The following is a 17,304-nucleotide window of genomic DNA, read 5'->3' on the forward strand; positions in this document are numbered from 1 at the left end:
TCGGGATTATGATCCGCAGACGGGGCGGTACATCCAAAGCGATCCGATCGGATTGGCTGGCGGCATTAATACCTATGCTTACGTTAACGGCAAGCCGCTAAATAAGTATGATTTTTTTGGTTTGGCTGAAGAGCCCTCAACGATCATGTGCGACGGTAAAGGTAATTATGTCATCGTCAATAATGATCACGGGAGCACGCGGGAGTGTACTCAGCGCCACGAAGAAACTCACGTAAAAGATTATCAGAAGCGATACGGAGTTAACAGCTGCATGGGGGTTGACGCGCAAGGAAAGCCGGTTCCTCGCCCTAAGGGTACATTGCCGAGCCATGTCGTTGGGAACGTCGATAATATTCAGTTTATGCGCCAAACAGAATGCAACGCGTATCGTGCCGGCAAAACATGTCGGCAGCAGTGCCCCGCAGACAAAGACCAGAAAACAGGGATGGAACGTGATGAAAAATTTATTAAAATATATTGTGATTAAATTCGCGTTTTTTGGTGTTGTAATGCTCTCGGCGTGTGAATCCCGCTCTGCGCAGAAATCCGCACCGGGAAACGAATTAGTTGTGGCAACAGCGGCCGCACAGCACGTCACAAGCACACTAAAGGCTGCGACGGGGCCAGCGGATAAGTCGACGCTGCATCTTTTAAAAGAAGACGCTGAATCGTACTTGTTTATTGTGCGCACGGCGAATACCAATCAATTACCTGGGCAGGAATGGATTATTATTTACCGAAAGAGCGACGCGCATGTGGAGGTATTGCCAGGGCAATAACTGCCGAGGCACTACAACTACTACAGGGATTATGATCCGCAGACGGGGCGGTATGTGCAGAGCGATCCGATTGGTCTTGATGGCGGCATCAATACCTACGGCTATGTCGGCGGAAATCCACTGACATTCATTGATCCCTTTGGATTGGATTCGACCTGTATGGCCGCGTGCAAAGCGGTAGGCGGGGCAGTCGGTGGCGCAGCCGGATATTATGGAGGTGGAGCCGCCGGAGGCGCAGCTGGTGGAATTGTTGGCGGCGCCGCCGGTTCCATCGTACCGGTCGCGGGGACGGCAGCAGGCGCTAGTGCTGGTGCGACCGTCGGGGCAATCGGTGGCAGTAGGGCTGGCGCGGCAGGAGGCATATGGGCCGGGACTGCGATTGGCGGTGCTATCGGCAGCATGATGTGCGGTGACCCAAGCAAGGCGGATTGTGAAAAACAATGGGATAACGCCCGCGCGACATGCAGGGCACTTATCTTTGAGCAAATGCAACAACAGGCAGGGCGCCGTAAGAAACGTAACGTTAAGGGGGTTACTGGGGGTTATTACAATGTAGAAGAATGTGCGATCGGGTTGGTCAGCCAAGCGTGTGGTGGAAACCTCGTTGACTACGGAGATAAGAAATAGAACTGTGATCAATATGTCGCGCAAATCGATTGAGAGGCACGCAGAATTTATTCCCCAAAAAAAAGAGGCCATGAGATGAGCTTAATCCGACCGCAATCTGAAGATGACCTCGAATTGATATTGCATTCGTCGAACAAACTCGCTGCCGCAGGTGAACTCGAAGATGCGTTAGCGGTTTGCAACTGGCTAATTGAAGATCAGCGAACAGCAGTTGCTGGACTACGCCAACGGGCAGCCGTGAAACTTCAGTTTTCAGACGTGGATGGCGCCATAAGAGATTTGCAAAAGGTTGTTTCGATTTCCCCCTATGAACCCGCCGATTTCTACTTTCTTGGACTTCAGCTATTGAAGGTCGGCTCGACAGTAGATGCCATAAGTGCATTTACTAGTGCAATTGGCGCCGACGTTCAAGCTGGCAGTGTCTATTACACTGAGGGTGCATTTTTCTTCCGTGCGGTGTGTCGCTTAAAGATGTGTGATTACGACGAAGCGATTGCCGACCTCTCCAGTGTAGGTCCTGGCTTCAAGACCCACGTTGCTAACGAGGGGGTGCGCAGTAGAGAACAAATTTTGGCCGAAGTAGAAGGTGCGCTTGCACAGCGATCAAAATTTGTTTTTAAGTTAAAGAAGTAAGCGGGCCGGGGGCAGCTCTGAAAGCGCGGCACGGGTCGGGAACGGCATGGGGTCAGATCGGGTCAGGTCGGTCAGCGGGCGGGCACGGGGCAGTGTGAGAAACGTCCACGAACGGAGCAGTAAGGCGGGAGTTAGCCGCGTCAACGCCAGGTGACGTGGGCCGTATCCTGTTCGTACCCTGTCCGTATCTCGCCCGTATCCTGTTGTAGCTTATTCGTATCCTAGTCGTATCCCATTCGGGAGACGGAAAAATCAGTCCTGGTACTAAAAACCCGCCAAAACACTGTGGCGACGGGGTGCGCGGGGAGTCCCCGCAGCCCCCTCCGGTCCCTCACACATCACGCAACCCTCTGGGTGCCGGAAAGCCCGCCATTGCGGCCTTTTCGGTGTAATACACGCGCTACCGCCAACACTCTCTTCCATTAAAAAGCCGTACCCAACACACTGCTTCAGGAAGGAGTAATGCATATGGGCCAGCGCTTACAAGTCAAATGTAATAGAGACTATTTTCGCAAGTATACGGTCAGCCCGATATTCTTTCGGCGCAGAAATCGGCCCAGTCGCGCATGAGTAGCACGCGTTTGTCGAGCAACGTCCCGCGCCTGTAGGCAGCCTCGACCTTATCCGGCAGCTTATGCGCCAGCGCGTGCTCGCACACTTCACGCGGGTATGAATTTCCGACCGCTTCCGCGCACCAGTCGCGAAACGTCGACCGGAAGCCATGGACAGTGATGTCGTCGCGCTTCAGGCGCCGGAGCACCGCAGTGAGGCTCATGTCGGATAACGGACGATCTTCTCGCTGGCCAGGGAATAGGAAGCTCCCGGAGCGATCCAGCGCGCGGAGTAGGGCGACGGCATCTGGTGGAAGGGGTACCTGGTGCTCAACCTCCGCCTTCATCCGTGAAGCTGGAATCGTCCACAGCGCCGCTTCGAAATCAATTTCATCCCACGTTGCGCCGCGGACTTCGCCTGAGCGTGCCGCAGTCAAAATCGTGAACTCCAGGGCTCGTGCGCCTATGCCTGCGCTGCTGCGCAACGTCTGCATGAATTTCCCGATCTCGCGCCATGGCAAGGCTGCGTGATGATCGACTTTTGCAATTTTCGCTGGTGCTGCGAGCAAGTTATCCAAGTGCCCGCGCCAGCGCGCGGGATTCTCGCCTGTGCGGAAATTGCTCACGGTGGCCCAGTCAAGGATGCTTTCGATTCGGCCGCGCAGCCGTGTTGCCGTCTCCGTCTTCGAGTGCCAGATGGGGGTGAGGACTTTAACGACCAGGGCAGTGTCAATATCGGCGACGGGCAGCGCACCGATTATCGGGCCAGCGTAGGTATCAATCGTGCTTTCCCATTGCGCCGCATGCTTGGCATTTTTCCAGCCGGAACGGTGCGTGGTGATATAGGCTGTAGCGCACTGATCGAACGTCATCGTCTTCGCTCGTTCGAGGTCATCAGCGAGCTTGCCAGCGGCGCGTGCGGCGAGTGGATCTTGACCAGCGAGCAGGACGATGCGGCAATCCCTTGCTTTGACGCGAGCCTCGGCTAAAGTGACAGTGTGAGTCGCCCCCAGGCCCATCTCCCGCCGTTTCTCGCCGAACGTGAAGCGAAATATCCAGCTCTTTGTTAGCGATGCTGATATCTGCAAGTACAAACCGGCGCCATCGCTATAATAGCCCGGCACTTTCATTTTACTCACGCCCAAAGGGGTGAGCTTTTCTACCGTTCTCGCCATTTTCTACCCACCATTGTACCCACCGTCGATACGTGGATTGTACCGCATGCATGTGAACAATGACGAACAGATTTATGGTCTACGCCCGGAGAATCTCATAGGGTAGCGAACAAATGCGAACAATTTTGACTCAAAAATCGGCGGACCGTCTCTCCGCCAGGAATAAGCAAGTAACTGATGTGAAAAGAAAAAAGCCAACCGGCGAGGTTGGCTTTTTTCGTTTCCTGTCGCGTTTGCGCTGTGTGGACCAGCTTCGGGCTACATATCGTGAAGTAGGAACTCGTTCTTGTTGTCATGGATGAGATGACGGCAGGGCACGAAAGGCTGGAACACATGCGGAACTGCCGCTACAATCGACAGTAGCGGCCCCTTCGTCGATGAATAGTCTGCGAGCAGATTCGGCCGGTCTGCCACTCTAAAATCGGCCAATACCTGCCATTGATCGGCGATGAAAAACCATGGACAAGATGGATCCCTACAATACCTATCGCTCTCTCGACCAGGAATTTGCCCAGTCTCTGGGCTACTCGGGGAAACGCGAAATTCCGGACGCGTTAGTGCTCAAAGTCGCTGAATTTATCGATGCGCATCCGGCAGACATGATGACGGCCTACTATGCCAAGTCATTGCTCGACAAGTTCTATCGAAAGAGAAAAAAAAGACGGTCGGGAAATCTGTTCAATGCATTGGATTCCTATCTGCGCAATAAGAGATTCTTAATCCCGCTGTTTCTCGAATATCGAAACAATGAGAAAAATCCTTTCTCCGCCGAAAATCATGATATTGCCGCCATCTGGCTGGCGATCCACGATCTTCCTGACGGTTATGATAAGGCAAATTGCATCGGTAAATTTCACGTTTATTCACCGGCGAAATGGCCCGTCTGTCGTATCAATCCATTCTTGCGATGCCCGACATATACAAGACCAGAGCTCTTGGGGGAATTTATCCCAGAATGGACAAGCTTCACAAGGCAGAGATTTTTCCCTACATATGTCAACAATTTCGCTCTGGATCGCCAGAGGCCGCGTATCAGCTTAAGAGGATGTTTCCGCACTTGGACGAGGAATCCAGAACCGAGGTAATTTCTCTTCACCTTGACCTGCCGGACCTCCCGGAAGAATGGATCGCCTACCTCGTGATCCGCAATGCGCAATATCTGCAGCCCGCAGATGCGGACAGGATTGCAGCGAGGGTCAGGTTGTTCCCCACGGATTATTTCAGGAACCGCTGCCTGCTGAAGCTGGCCGCGTACTTGCCTGCCGGTGAAATCGAAGCATTGTTCAAGCGATTCATGGAAGACTTCAACACGTTGGAGCCGAGCTCGAAATTGATACACAACCTTTACCATTTTGGTGCCGCTTTAAAAACACTGGAAAAAAGCGACGTCATTAGCATGGCTTTGGAAAAAATCGCTTGCCTGGACGATTCCGAGAGTGAACTTTACAACCAAGAAAAATATAGTGAAATGTCGTTCATCGTGCCCCTCCTGGCCGAAGCTGACAAAGCAAGAGCAATAGGCATCGCAGAAACTGTGAAAGGCGGTTACAAGAGAAACCTCATTGCAAGACTGCAGGCCCATTTTTCCCGTAGCAAAGGGTTTTGTGGATTCAGGGGCGCGCTCATCTGCTATTGAGGGACCGCCGCGCTGCACGAATATGCGCCATTGACGAAATCTGACAACGGCATTAGTCTCCTCCGACGGACCGAGGTCTCCTCACGTGGCTTTGGTTTTCTCGCGGCAATGGATGCCCAATTTCAACTCTTCAGGAGGCTCGAAATGACCAGCAAGAACACGATCTGTCTTTGGTACGACGGCGACGCTGTCGACGCCGCAAACTTCTACGCAGAAACCTTTCCCGACAGCGCCGTCCACGCCATCCACCGCGCACCGGGCGACTATCGAGATGGTAAAGAGGGCAATGTACTCACCGTCGAGTTCACTGTCGCCGGCATTGCCTGCATCGGGCTCAATGGCGGCCGCATTTCAAGCACAGCGAGGCTTTCTCTTTCCAGATCGCGACCGACGATCAGGCTGAAACCGACCGCTTGTGGAACGCCATCGTCAGCAATGGTGGCCAGGAAAGCGAATGTGGCTGGTGCAAGGACCGCTGGGGATTGTCCTGGCAGATCAGCCCGCGCGCGCTCACCTCGGCAGTATTCGGCCCCGACCGCGCCGCAGCCAGGCGCGCGTTCGATGCGATGATGACGATGAAAAAAATCGATATCGCCACGATAGAACGGGCAATCCTAGCGCGGGATTGATCCGCTCGATTAAATGAAGGCGGTGCGCGACCCAGGTGCCTCGGTTAGCGATTGCAAGACGCGCCCCAAGGGAAGCTCCACGCACCGGTAAAACACAGCACCTGCCATCAGACTCGCACCCCAGGCCACCAGCATGCCAATGGCCTGATAGTGCGGTTCAGGTGGCACGAAATGGGCAAACGCCGCGTTCATCACCAGGCAGACCGGGAAGTGGATCAGGAATACCGAATAGGAGATCTGCGCGAGACGATTAATCGCCGACATGCCCCAATGTGAATAGGAACCGGTGCGCGCACGGCCGAACAAAAACAGCACGCACGCCACCGCCAGCGCCACCGCAATGCGCAGGCGAAAGTCCAGCGCCAGCGCGATCAGGGTCGGCAGCACGATCATCGCCACCAGCAGCGCCACCACGCGCGGCTGCCGTGTCGGATCGCTCGCCAGCCAGGCCATGATGCCGAGTCCATAACTGCCAAAGAAGTAGGGCGCCCAATCATCCCAGTTGGGATCGCGATTGAAGTACAACAGGGACGTGCTGATCCCGATGACAATCACGGCGGGCATCAGCCAAGGCCGCAACCCGCCACCGGAAAACCGTCCGCACAGCCAGACCAGCACCGCCACCACCGCATACAACTGGAAATCGATCGCGACATACCACGCCCCGGCCGACAAGGAGTCGTAACCCAGTACGCCTTGCAGCAACAGCGCATGCGCCGCCAGTTGCAGAAAATCGGGCGGCGCAGAAATGGAATCGTGTGTCATCCACCGGTTGGCCAGGGCGGAAGCGGCAACGGCGAACAGCATCGCCACCATGAACGGCGGCACCAGCTTGGCATACCGTCGCCACACGGTCCCTAGCGGATTGATCAAGCCTGGCTGGCCTTTCGGGAACAAGGATTTGGCGACCAGAAATCCACCAATGACGAGGAAGACCTGCACCGCGATGCGCGCGAATGAGCCCAGCCAATCGATCACGTCGGGCATCAGGGGCCGCGCGTAGTCCGCCATCGGGCCGTAGAAGGCCAGGTGATGCAACACAATCAACTGCGCTGCGATAACTTTCAATAAATTGATAAATCCAAACTGCGCCGGGACGCTTGCCTTGGCCCCGGCTATTTTTTCGACAACAACACCCATGCAAACCTCTTCCAAAAGCTCGACCGCGCAAGCTGCGCATCGGTCGCCACAAGCCAGTCAAACGTGATGACTGCTGATAACAATTTGTTATCATAGCGTATGCTGTCGGAAAGTGGCGCATGGATCAGTTACCGGATGTTACGCAACTGCGCCCGATACCCGGGCCGCGTTGCGCCTCACGCGGCGTCGTTACTGTGCATGCCGCCAGATCAATGCATCGTCAATAGGGACTCGCTGCAGGTTCTCCCGCAGCGTTTATCCAGATGTCGTCTGGCAGCGAGCGGTCGCGCTGGCATACCCGGTCGTGCTCGGGATAGGTGATCCTGTCGACCGGAGCGCGGGTGCCGACCACCAGGCAGCGCGTGGGCGATGCGCTGCGATTCCAGAGAAAATGACCGACCGCGACGCCGGCGCGGAACGTGGCCGCGTCGCCGGGCTTCAAGATGGTTTCGGTATCGCCTTCCACCATCGTCACGTGGCCCTCCAGGACGTAGACCATTTCATCCTCCGCGCTGTGCCAGTGCTTGATCGACGAGCGCGTGCCCGGTTGCAGCACTTCCACGAAGGCGCCAAACTGCGTCAACCCGCCGGCCTCCGAAATCCAGAGCGTCTGCTTGGGTTCGGCCAATCCTTCGGGGGAGCCTTCTTCCTTCATGAAACGATCAGGCGTGAGCGCCGGCATGCGTGTACTCCTTTTGTCGGTGATGCAGGTGAGAAAGCAGATCATCCTTGACTGCGAGCGACAGCGCTTGCACTGGACCCGATTTTACGCTGACGGGCGCAAGCTGCAGGCAGTCGCACTGGCCGCGTTGTTCCAGCGAGCACGGTTTTTGTTGCCTTGCGCTGACGAGGCTGCGACACTGGGCGGCCGTGGGCATCAACGTTTATCTGGAACCGTCATGCATTGGGTGATTCAACAAAGTATTTTCAAGCCGGGCAATTACCAGTTGCTGGTCAATGCGCTCGATACTGTCGGCATTTCCTATACGCCGGTCGCGATTCCCAACGGGACGTTCGACATGAATCCCGATGTGAGTCCGGAAGGGAAGGTCTATGTCTGCGGCGCCATCAAGCTCGCCAGGATCGCACGCGACAAGGGCTGGGTTCCCGGCAGCTTGTTGAACGAGAATTTCAAGTTCGATATCTGGCTCGCCCAACTCGGCGCCGGGCTGCTGAACCACGACATCGAGTCCGGCACGCTGGCGGAGGTACGCACCGGCCACCTGGCGAAGTTCTTCATCCGCCCGTCCGAAGATAACAAGGCCTTCGACGGCATGGTGATGGACAGCGAAATGATCGCTGACTGGCGGCGCGATCCCGCCAAAGCCCACCTGCAAAAGATCGACGTCATCGTCTCGCCGGTCAAGGCGATTTATCGTGAATATCGCCTGTTTGTCGTGAACCGCAAGGTGGTGACCGGCTCGGTGTACCGGATCGGCGGCCGCGCGGAGATATCGCCCGACGTGGAAGACGATGTCCTCGACTACGCCCGCGGCGTGATCGACACATGGACCCCGGCGCAGTCGTTCGTCATGGATGTCTGCCTGACGCAGGAGGGATTGAAGGTGATCGAATTCAATAACATCAACAGCTCGGGTTTTTACGCGATCAATGTTCCCAAGTATGTCGATGCGATTCAAACGTACTACGGCTAGGGCCGACGATGTCTGGCTGTAGCGCCGCGTGTATTCAGGCTACGCGCAGACCCTGGCCAGGAAATCGGCCACGCTGGCTTTTTTGAGAATCAGGCTTGAGGCGGCCGCATACGGATCGAACTGACGCTCCGTGCCACCGGGGAAGGGCACCCGCACGCTGATCCGCTCGCCGTCGACCTGCACCGACGCATCCGCCGTATCGAGCAAATACTGCGAAATGAACGCGCCTACCAACCCGACGAAGAACCCCAGATCCTCGCGCCCCACCGTCTGCGCTTGCAGCCATTGGCTGAACGGTGCGCGCAGCGCGTCGAGATCGAGCGGTTCGCCCGGCGCAACCAGTCCGGCCTGGGTCAGTACCGCATCGAGCATTGGCCGGGCTTCTTCGAGAATTTTGTACGGGTCCATATTGGTCATGTGAGTGTGGGAGCGGGCCGGCGGCCGCGCGTTCGGGGCGCCATCATACCATCGAGCGCCCGCAGCGCGGCCCCGGCCTGCGTTCGCCGCAATGTCACCCTGGCCGGTAAAACGGCGCGGCGATTACCGCTTGCGACGGATCAGCGCCCGTGTATGATTTGCTTGTTTTTATGGAATCGTTATACATGTTCCTGCATCGTCAGGCCGATCCCTTTTTTGTCCCACTGCCCGCCATGACCAAACAACGCAACGCCGCTCTTTGCCTGTCGATCTCGCTCGCCTTTGCCTTCGCCGGATGCAAGCCGAAAGCACCGGTCGAACCGGTGCCGGCGCCCGTCGCAATCGCCCCCGCCCCGGCGGCCGTACCGCCCGCCGTGGCGCCGGCGCCGGTGGCCGCCACGCCGCCGCCGGTGTCGGCCAGCGCCGATGGCGTCGACCTCGACCGGATCGCGGTCATCAGCAAGCCGATGCCGCCGTTTCCGTTTGTCGATTACCCGGAAAACATCGGTGAACCGAAGCAGCAAACCAAGGCCTCCGACTTCGACCAGTTGCACCTGATCGTCGGTAACAAGGTGCAGGCCGTCGAAGGGCGGTTCCGGCGGCTGGTGTTCGAACTGGCCGATGCCAAGGTCTCGCGCTTCCAGGCGCTGCGCGATTACGCCAAGGCGGCAACCGACATGGGCGGCGTCAAGGTCAATGCCAGCATGCCGAAAGATGAGGCGTTCCAGAAAGTGAATGGCGCTTTCACCGATGCCATGGCCAGGAAGCTCGATTATCCGAATGAAAACTACAGCTACGAAACCTATTTTTTTTCGACGCCGAGCGGCCGCAAATGGATGCTCATCATGGCCAACGATTACAGTGTGCGCGTCACCTCCATCGAAGAAAAACAGACGGCATCGATGGTCAAGATGGTGACTGCCGCCGTCATGAAATCGGAACTCGACAGCAAGGGCCACGTCGCGCTGTACATTAACTTCGACACCGACAAGGCGGCCATCCGCCCGGATGGCAAGCCGGCGGTCGATGAAATTGCCGCGCTGATGAAGAAAGAAACCGCACTGCACCTGTCCGTCGAAGGCCACACCGACAACGTCGGCGACAAGGCCCGCAATGCGACCCTGTCGCGCGAACGCGCGCAGGCGGTGGTGCAGGCCCTGGTGAGCGACGGCATCGACGGTGCCCGCCTGAGCGCCGCCGGCCATGGCTCGGACAAGCCGCTGGTGGACAATGGCAGCGAAGAGGGCCGCGCGAAAAACCGCCGCGTCGAGCTGGTCAAGGTCGTCAAAAGCTGAGCGTCAGCGGCACCCGGCGCTGTGCCTGATGCGCGCTTGCCGCCGCGGCCAAGGCGAAGCGGTAAAACGCCGCCCCTATTACCGATTGCGATTGATTAACACCGGTGTATGATCGCCTTGCTTTTATGTAATCGTTATTTCATCCCCTGCACCGTCAGGCCCATCCATTTTTCGCTCCGACTGCTCGCCATGACCAAACAATTCAACGCCGCTCTTTGCCTTTCGATCTCGCTGGCCTTCGCCGTGACCGGATGCAAGCCAAAACCGCCGGCCGCGCCAGCCGAGGCGCCCGTCGCCAGCGTTCCGGCCGTGGTGGCGCCCGCAGCGCCAGCGCCAGCCCCAGTGGCGGCGGCCACGCCGGCGCCGGTGGCCGCCAGCGCCGGCACCGGCGTCGACCTCGATAAAATCGCGGTCATCACCAAGCCGCTGCCGCCATTTCCGTTTATCGATTATCCGACCAACGTCAAGGAGGGCGACAGGCGAAACGAGGCATCCGATTTCGACCAGGTGCACCTGATCGTCGGTAACAAGGTGAAAGCCATCGAAGGGCGCTTCCGCTTGATGTCCTTCCATCTGTCGGATGCCAAGATTTCAAAATTCCAGGCGCAGCGCGATTACACCAAGGCAGCGCTGGACATGGGCGGCGTGAAGGTCAATACCGCCACGCCGGACGATAAGGAATTCGTGGCGGCGCATGGCGGCGACAGCTATGCCCTGGACAAGAAATTGAACTTCCACGGCAACTCCAGCAGCTATGACGTGTACTTCGTTCCGACCCCGACGGGCCGCAAATGGATGCTCATCATGATCAACGACAGCGGCGTGCGGATCTTGTCGGTCGAAGAAAAACAGACGGCTTCGTCGGTGAATATGGTGACCGCCGCCGAGATGAAGTCGGAACTCGACAGCAAGGGCCACATTGCGCTGTACATTAACTTCGATACCGACCAGGCGGCCCTGCGCCCCGACGGCAAACCGGCGGTCGACGAAATCGCCGCGCTGATGAAAAAGGAAACGGCGCTGCACCTGTCGGTCGAAGGCCACACCGATAACGTGGGCAACAAGGCCCGCAACGTGACCCTGTCGCGCGAACGCGCGCAAGCCGTGGTGCAGGCCCTGGTGAGCGACGGCATCGACGGCACCCGCCTGAGCGCCGCCGGCCATGGTGCGGAAAATCCGGTGATGGACAATGGCAGCGAAGAGGGCCGCGCGAAAAACCGCCGCGTGGAGCTGGTCAAGGTGGTCAAAGGCTGAGCCTCGGCCCGGGTGCGGTGGAATAGCCGCACCGTTTGATCGATTCTTTATGCAATGCTTGTATTTTTTCCTGCACCGCCAGGCCAATTCATCTTATTACGATTGCACGACATGACCAAACAATTCAACGCCGCGCTTTGCCTGTCAATCTCGCTCGCCTTTGCCATCAGCGGATGCAAGCCGAAAGCACCGGTCGACCCGGTGCAGGCACCTGTGGCGGGCGCAGCGGCGAGCGTGCCGGCAGCGGCCGCCGTCCCGGCAGCGGCCCCAGTGGCGGCGCCGGCCGCGGTCAACGTTGGCGCCGTTGTCGACCTCGACAAGATCGCTGTCATTAGCAAGCCGGTGCCGCCGTTCCCGTTCATCGATTACCCGCCAGCCGTCGATAAACAGTTTTACAGCACCAAGGAGTCCGATTTCGACCAGGTGCAGCTCATTCTCGGCGATAAACTGCATGCGGTCGAAGGGCGGGTGCGGGCCATCCACTTCACCTTGGACAAGGCCAAGATCTCGCAATTCCAGGCCCAGCGCGATTATTCCAAGGCGGTGCAGGACATGGGTGGCATCAAGGTCAATTCCGCCAAGCCGCACGACAGTGCGTTCCTGGCGGCCCATGGCGACAATCAAAGCGAGCTCGATAAAAAGCTGCGCTATGAGTTTCATACCTATTCCTATGAGGCGTATTTCTTGCCGACCGCGACTGGCCGGAAATGGATTGTGCTGATGGTGAGCGACGAAGCTGTGGATGTCATTTCCGTCGAGGAAAAACAGACCGCTTCTTCGGTGAAGATCGTGACCGCCGCCGCCATGAAGTCTGAACTCGACAGCAAGGGCCATGTCGCGCTGTACATCAACTTCGACACCGACCAGGCCGCCATCCGCCCGGACGGCAAGCCGGCGGTCGACGAAATCGCCGCGCTGATGAAGAAGGAAGCCGCGCTGCGTCTGTCGGTTGAAGGCCACACCGACAACCTGGGTGACAAGGCCCGCAACGTCACCTTGTCGCGCGAACGCGCGCAAGCGGTGGTGCAGGCCCTGGTCAGCGACGGCATCGACGGCACGCGTCTGAGCGCGGCCGGCCATGGTGCGGAAAAGCCGCTCACCGACAATGGCAGCGACGAAGCACGCGCAAAGAACCGCCGTGTGGAGCTGGTAAAAGTCGCCAAGGGCTGAGCGCCGCAAGGGATGTCGATGCGCTACTGGGCGCGGACGGCAATGCCGGTGAAGATAAGCCGGAGGCCTGCGCGCCATGCAAAACTTGACGCCGGCATCATCTGTGTCGCGCCCGTAACGCGTGGCGCAAAGCGCGCGGCTGCGCTACCGTATCAGTGAACAAACGGCGTGCGAACTTTCCACGCCGCCACACTTTTCGGGAGCGGCTTCATGACACGCACACATCTTTCCATGGCGATGGCTGCCCTGCTGCTATCGACGTCTCCAAGCTGGGCGCAAGAAAAAGTAGCGCCGCCACAAACGCCGCCCGGGGCCGACAAGGCGCCCAAGACCATCGCGCTCGAAGCCGGCGCCAAGCTTTTGCAAAGCAATAGTCCGGTCGCCGGTTTCGATCTCTATCTGGTCGGTTTCCATCCGATGAAGGACCATCCCGAACAGCAGATGGAAGCGCATCACTATTGCCACCAGATGAACGAGGATTTCGCCCAGTGCGTCCTGTTCGACAGCAACACCAATAAAGCCAATATGCACGGCGTCGAGTACATCATTTCCGAGACCTTGTTCGAGACCTTGCCCACCGAAGAAAAGACATTCTGGCATCCGCACAACGGCGAGATCCTCAGCGGCCAGCTGATGGCGCCCGGCATTCCCAAGGTCGCCGAAAAAGCCCTGATGAAGTCCAAGATGAACAGCTACGGCAAAACCTGGCACGTCTGGCATACCGGCCACATGGGCCAGCCCAACGACAAGCTGCCGCTGGGCGAACCGATGCTGGCCTGGTCCTTCAGCCGCGACGGCGAAGCGCAGCCCGGCCTGGTCGAAGCGCGCGACCGCCGCATGAAGCTCGATACCGCCCGCGCCCGCAAGGAGCGCGCCGACCTGGCCAGGCTGGCCCGGCCGCAATCGGGTACGGACGACCTCAAGGGCAAGTTCGCGCGCCCGACGCGCGATATCCCTGGCGTGACGAATAAATAGGCGAGCCGGGCGCTCGCCGCAAAGGACGGGCAGCTCCGGCCTGCATGGGGCACCTGGCGAGTGGATCGGATTGGATACCCACGACTTGCGGCGGCAAATAGGGCAGAATAGCGGCCTCATTTACCCAGATAAAAGAAAAGAAAACCATGTTCGATCGCTTCGTAAAACCCCTGGCCTGCGCCGGCCTGGTCGTGTTCCTGACGGCATGCGCCGCCACCGGCCCGAAATTTTCGACGGTGGAAAATACCCTCCCCGCCGTGGCGGACAAGACCGGACGCGTATTTTTCTACCGCGAATACTCGTCCTTCGGCGCCGGCATGCGCCCCGATATTTTCGCGTGCGGAAGCAAGGTCGGGGAATCCATTCCAGGCGGTATGTTCTATGCGGATCTGCCGGCTGGCGAATGCGAGATCACCATCCCTTCGGTCATGTATCCGGGCGAACGCAAAATCAGCGTGACTGTCGGTACGCCGAAAGTAATTTATTTCAAGACCTGGATGGGCGCATCGAGCTTTGGCGGACGCACCAATATCGAAGAGGTGAGCGCAGGCGAGGCCGTCGAGGCGATGCAAGACCTGGCCCTGACGAACGAGAAAAAGAACTAACGTCAACATGATTTGTCGACGAATATCGCCGAAGGCGGACAAGCCGCAGCGTGCCGGGTACGAAAAACAAAACGCGCATCGATCTTTCAGAAAGTACCCAGGCGCTTTGCGGTGTGCCCGCAGCGCGCGGGCCGCATATGCCCATACTGGCCGGTACACCATTGCGCCCGCATGACCCGATTATTCTCCGGCGCGAGCAGGCTTCTGGCGGGTCAGGACGTGCGCCTCCGCGAGCAATTGCAACCCTGTTCAACGTGCTAGCTAGCAATGGTTTGCTTGAGCGATGTCAAGCCTCCCGGAACGTCGAAACGTAACCTTGGCATATGTCAGGCGCCCCGGTGCCGCTAACGCCAGCTTGTTTATGTCGTCGCAAAGGAAGAGCCATGAAACCGACCTCCCATCCCGTCGTTCCCGCAGGAGCCAGCCGCCGTCCAGCCACGCGGAGCCTGGCGCAATGAGGCGCTACACCATCACCCTTGGGGCCACCACGACGGCCGGCGGGCGCGTCATGTCGGCCAGCGGCAGCGGCTGCATCAACGGCGTGCCCATCGCACTCGAGGGCGACCTGGTGGCCTGTCCCGCATGCAAGGCTACCGGACGCATCCTGTGCGTTGGCCCGCGCATCCCCGAAATGTCCGACGGCAAGCACGTCGCGCTCGAAAACGATTTGTGCACCTGCCGCTGTTCGCCCCCGCCCAAGCTGCTGCCGGTGCAGATCATGCGCAGCCAGGTGCTCAAGGATACCGGCCGCGCGCTGTCCAATACCAGCGACAGCGACCCGTCCCACCCCGCGCGCGGCGCGCCGCGCGGCCCCAGCTTCAACGAGCGCTTCGTGCTGCTCGACGAAGAAACCGGCGACCCGCTGGTGCACAAGGAATACGCGGTGGTGCGCGCCAGCGGGCAACTCGAATTCGGCACCTCGGACCGCAACGGCTACACGCACTTGCTGTCGACGACCGCGGTGCCCGAATCCGTCGAAATTTATGTCTAGGAAGCAGCATGAGCGCGACCCTCATTTCGCCGTCCGGTGCCGTCCTGCACCGCCGGGCACGCGTGAGCACCACGCCGGCCGCCGAAGCCGAAGCGAAGGCGGTGCGCATCCGGCTCGAGAAAGCCTGCCGGCTTGAAGAAAACCGCGTTTACCTCAAGCAGCCCAACATCCGCGCCTTCCTGCGCGCGATGTGCCACAGCCTTGGCGGCGGCGTCGATTTTCTCGATGGCGCCATTCGCGGCCGGCGCAGCGACCCGTGGCGCTTCACCGACTTCTCCACCCATCCCGGCCCCGGCCACGACGGCAAGGGCACTGCGGCCGGCCTGTACCGCATCACGCGCGAAATATGGGAAGAGTACGGCGCGCGCATGGACCTGAACGATTTCTGTGCCGAGACGCAGGAACTGATTGCCGTGGAAGTGCTGCGCGGATTGGGCGTGCTGGGCAAGATCCAGGCCGGCGATATCGACGCCACGCTAGTCATGGCCGGGGTCTGCTGGCCGGGCTTGCCCAAAACGCCAGCCAGCCAGGGGCGCTTTGCGGCGCCCGACGCGGCGTACGAGAGCTTCCTGCACAAATACGGTGAATGCGGCGGCAGCATCAACCCGCAGGCGGGCACGCGCGGCCAGTCCGACCCGTCCGACCTGCCGCCACCGCGACCTTGAGCCGCACGGCGCCTGCGCGCTCAGCCTGCGGGTAGCCCAAGGCGCAGCGCGCCGCCGTGATCGCGCTCCCGGCCCGGGTGCCGGCCCGAGTGCCGGCCCGCGCAGTGCCAGCGCCACGGCAGCGCGGTCACCAGCGCCGGTCCGCCTTGTGCTTACCGCGCCGCCTTGACCCCGCCGGCCTGGCGCTGCTGCCACTCCAGTCCCGGACGCGCCACCCGGAATTGCAGCAGCTGCCCATTCTCCACCTCGGTCACGTAAGCGGTGCGTCCATCCGGCCCGCCGAAACTGATATTGCTCGGCTTCTTGCCGGGCAGGGCGATCTCGGCCAGGATGCGGCCCTGCGGCGACAGCTTGACCACCGTGCCTTTGCCGATGCGCGTGACGTACAGGTTGCCGTCCACATCGACGCGCATGCCATCGAGCGCAAAATCGGCAAAGCTGGCGATGCGGCGCTTGCCGCCGAGCGTGCCATCGGGCTCGATCGTGAAGGCCCAGATATTGCGCTGCACGCTCTCGTTCACGTACAGGGTGCGCCCGTCCGGGCTGACGTCGATGCCATTGGCGGTGCCAAGCTGGTCGGCCGCAAGCGTGACGCTGCCGTCCGGATCGATGCGCCACACGCGCCCCGCATTCTTCTTCCAGTCCGGATCGCTCGCATAGATGACGCCGCCCGCCGTGATGGCCAGGTCGTTCGGCTGGCTCATGGCGGCCTCGCGCGCATGGACGGCGATGGCGCCGCTGGCCGGGTCGATGCGGTAAATCGTGTGTTCCACATAGTCGGCCACGAACATCGCGCCATCCGGCCCGAAGCGGATGCCGTTGGCCACGCTGGTGCCGGGCAGGGTCACGAACACCGCAGCCTCGCCATTCGGCTTGACCTTGCCGATGGTTTGCTGGCGCGCGAAATTGACTGCGTACACATTACCGGCGGCATCAACCGCCGGCCCTTCCACGCCGAAGGTGAACGATTGGGGCGGCGTGAGGGCGCTGGCCACATGCAGCCGCTCCAGGGTGGCCGGGGGCGCGCCGGCGGCCGCGGCGTGGGCCGCGTGGCAGGCGGCAAAAGCCAGCGCGCACGCCAGCCGGGTCGAGGTATCCATCTAACTC

Annotated in this window: 19 protein-coding genes and 1 pseudogene; 15 read left to right on the top strand and 5 right to left on the bottom strand. The window is 59.6% G+C overall.

Features of this window, described 5'->3' with window-relative positions:
* The 4 genes from PO883_RS30650 to PO883_RS30665 all read left to right on the top strand — a co-directional run.
* Positions 1 to 487: RHS repeat-associated core domain-containing protein (locus PO883_RS30650; RefSeq protein WP_289313139.1), on the top strand; the 487-nt coding region annotated here is incomplete at its 5' end.
* Positions 456 to 779, top strand: coding sequence for a hypothetical protein (locus PO883_RS30655; RefSeq protein ID WP_289313140.1), 324 nt, complete (start codon positions 456 to 458; stop codon positions 777 to 779). The genes PO883_RS30650 and PO883_RS30655, both read left to right, overlap by 32 nt.
* Positions 780 to 833: 54 nt before the next feature.
* Positions 834 to 1,406 (top strand): RHS repeat-associated core domain-containing protein, encoded by a 573-nt coding sequence (locus PO883_RS30660; RefSeq protein WP_373890120.1) that lies wholly within the window; start codon positions 834 to 836, stop codon positions 1,404 to 1,406.
* Between the two features lie 75 nt (positions 1,407 to 1,481).
* A complete protein-coding gene (locus PO883_RS30665; RefSeq protein WP_167093847.1) occupies positions 1,482 to 2,039 on the top strand; it encodes a hypothetical protein in 558 nt (185 codons plus the stop codon).
* 523 nt (positions 2,040 to 2,562) lie between these two features.
* Here PO883_RS30665 and PO883_RS30670 read toward each other — a convergent pair.
* Positions 2,563 to 3,765: a site-specific integrase gene (locus PO883_RS30670; protein WP_289313141.1), complete on the bottom strand. Its 1,203-nt coding sequence runs from the start codon at positions 3,763 to 3,765 to the stop codon at positions 2,563 to 2,565.
* A gap of 458 nt (positions 3,766 to 4,223) precedes the next feature.
* On the opposite strand from PO883_RS30670, the gene PO883_RS30675 reads away from it, so the two are divergent.
* From PO883_RS30675 to PO883_RS30685, 3 genes and pseudogenes are all read left to right on the top strand, one after another.
* A complete protein-coding gene (locus PO883_RS30675) occupies positions 4,224 to 4,850 on the top strand; it encodes a hypothetical protein (RefSeq protein ID WP_289313142.1) in 627 nt (208 codons plus the stop codon).
* Entirely contained in the window at positions 4,823 to 5,401 is a 579-nt protein-coding gene (locus PO883_RS30680) for a hypothetical protein (protein ID WP_289313143.1), read from the top strand. The genes PO883_RS30675 and PO883_RS30680 overlap by 28 nt, the downstream gene beginning before the upstream one ends.
* 144 nt (positions 5,402 to 5,545) lie before the next feature.
* Positions 5,546 to 6,030: pseudogene (locus tag PO883_RS30685) on the top strand (VOC family protein).
* 9 nt (positions 6,031 to 6,039) lie between these two features.
* Here the strand turns inward: PO883_RS30685 and PO883_RS30690 are convergent.
* Complete coding sequence (locus PO883_RS30690; RefSeq protein WP_289313144.1) at positions 6,040 to 7,170, bottom strand: acyltransferase; 1,131 nt, start codon at positions 7,168 to 7,170, stop codon at positions 6,040 to 6,042.
* Positions 7,171 to 7,390: 220 nt separating this feature from the next.
* A complete protein-coding gene (locus PO883_RS30695; protein ID WP_289313145.1) occupies positions 7,391 to 7,852 on the bottom strand; it encodes a cupin domain-containing protein in 462 nt (153 codons plus the stop codon).
* Between PO883_RS30695 and PO883_RS35275 the strand changes: the two genes are divergently transcribed.
* Positions 7,839 to 8,825, top strand: a complete 987-nt coding sequence (locus PO883_RS35275) for an ATP-grasp domain-containing protein (RefSeq protein WP_289313146.1) — start codon at positions 7,839 to 7,841, stop codon at positions 8,823 to 8,825. The genes PO883_RS30695 and PO883_RS35275 overlap by 14 nt on opposite strands.
* A gap of 39 nt (positions 8,826 to 8,864) precedes the next feature.
* Here PO883_RS35275 and PO883_RS30705 read toward each other — a convergent pair whose 3' ends face one another.
* The gene (locus tag PO883_RS30705) at positions 8,865 to 9,242 is read right to left on the bottom strand and encodes a hypothetical protein (RefSeq protein WP_289313147.1); all 378 of its coding nucleotides are present in this window, start codon (positions 9,240 to 9,242) and stop codon (positions 8,865 to 8,867) included.
* Positions 9,243 to 9,427: 185 nt separating this feature from the next.
* On the opposite strand from PO883_RS30705, the gene PO883_RS30710 reads away from it, so the two are divergent.
* The 7 genes from PO883_RS30710 (at position 9,428) to PO883_RS30740 (ending at position 16,197) form a co-directional block, all read left to right on the top strand.
* Positions 9,428 to 10,537, top strand: a complete 1,110-nt coding sequence (locus PO883_RS30710; RefSeq protein WP_289313148.1) for an OmpA family protein — start codon at positions 9,428 to 9,430, stop codon at positions 10,535 to 10,537.
* A gap of 189 nt (positions 10,538 to 10,726) precedes the next feature.
* A complete protein-coding gene (locus PO883_RS30715; protein WP_289313149.1) occupies positions 10,727 to 11,791 on the top strand; it encodes an OmpA family protein in 1,065 nt (354 codons plus the stop codon).
* 111 nt (positions 11,792 to 11,902) lie between these two features.
* A complete protein-coding gene (locus tag PO883_RS30720; RefSeq protein WP_289313150.1) occupies positions 11,903 to 12,961 on the top strand; it encodes an OmpA family protein in 1,059 nt (352 codons plus the stop codon).
* Between the two features lie 210 nt (positions 12,962 to 13,171).
* Entirely contained in the window at positions 13,172 to 13,936 is a 765-nt protein-coding gene (locus PO883_RS30725) for an OBAP family protein (protein WP_289313151.1), read from the top strand.
* A gap of 146 nt (positions 13,937 to 14,082) precedes the next feature.
* The gene (locus tag PO883_RS30730; RefSeq protein ID WP_289313152.1) at positions 14,083 to 14,541 is read left to right on the top strand and encodes a hypothetical protein; all 459 of its coding nucleotides are present in this window, start codon (positions 14,083 to 14,085) and stop codon (positions 14,539 to 14,541) included.
* Positions 14,542 to 14,995: 454 nt separating this feature from the next.
* Positions 14,996 to 15,532, top strand: a complete 537-nt coding sequence (locus PO883_RS30735) for a PAAR domain-containing protein (protein ID WP_289313153.1) — start codon at positions 14,996 to 14,998, stop codon at positions 15,530 to 15,532.
* Between the two features lie 8 nt (positions 15,533 to 15,540).
* Positions 15,541 to 16,197, top strand: a complete 657-nt coding sequence (locus tag PO883_RS30740) for a paar repeat-containing protein (RefSeq protein ID WP_289313154.1) — start codon at positions 15,541 to 15,543, stop codon at positions 16,195 to 16,197.
* Between the two features lie 152 nt (positions 16,198 to 16,349).
* Here PO883_RS30740 and PO883_RS30745 read toward each other — a convergent pair whose 3' ends face one another.
* Positions 16,350 to 17,297 (bottom strand): SMP-30/gluconolactonase/LRE family protein, encoded by a 948-nt coding sequence (locus tag PO883_RS30745; protein ID WP_289313155.1) that lies wholly within the window; start codon positions 17,295 to 17,297, stop codon positions 16,350 to 16,352.
* Positions 17,298 to 17,304: the final 7 nt, after the last annotated feature.

This window comes from Massilia sp. DJPM01 (genome assembly GCF_030348125.1).
Classification (GTDB): domain Bacteria; phylum Pseudomonadota; class Gammaproteobacteria; order Burkholderiales; family Burkholderiaceae_D; genus Telluria_A; species Telluria_A frigida.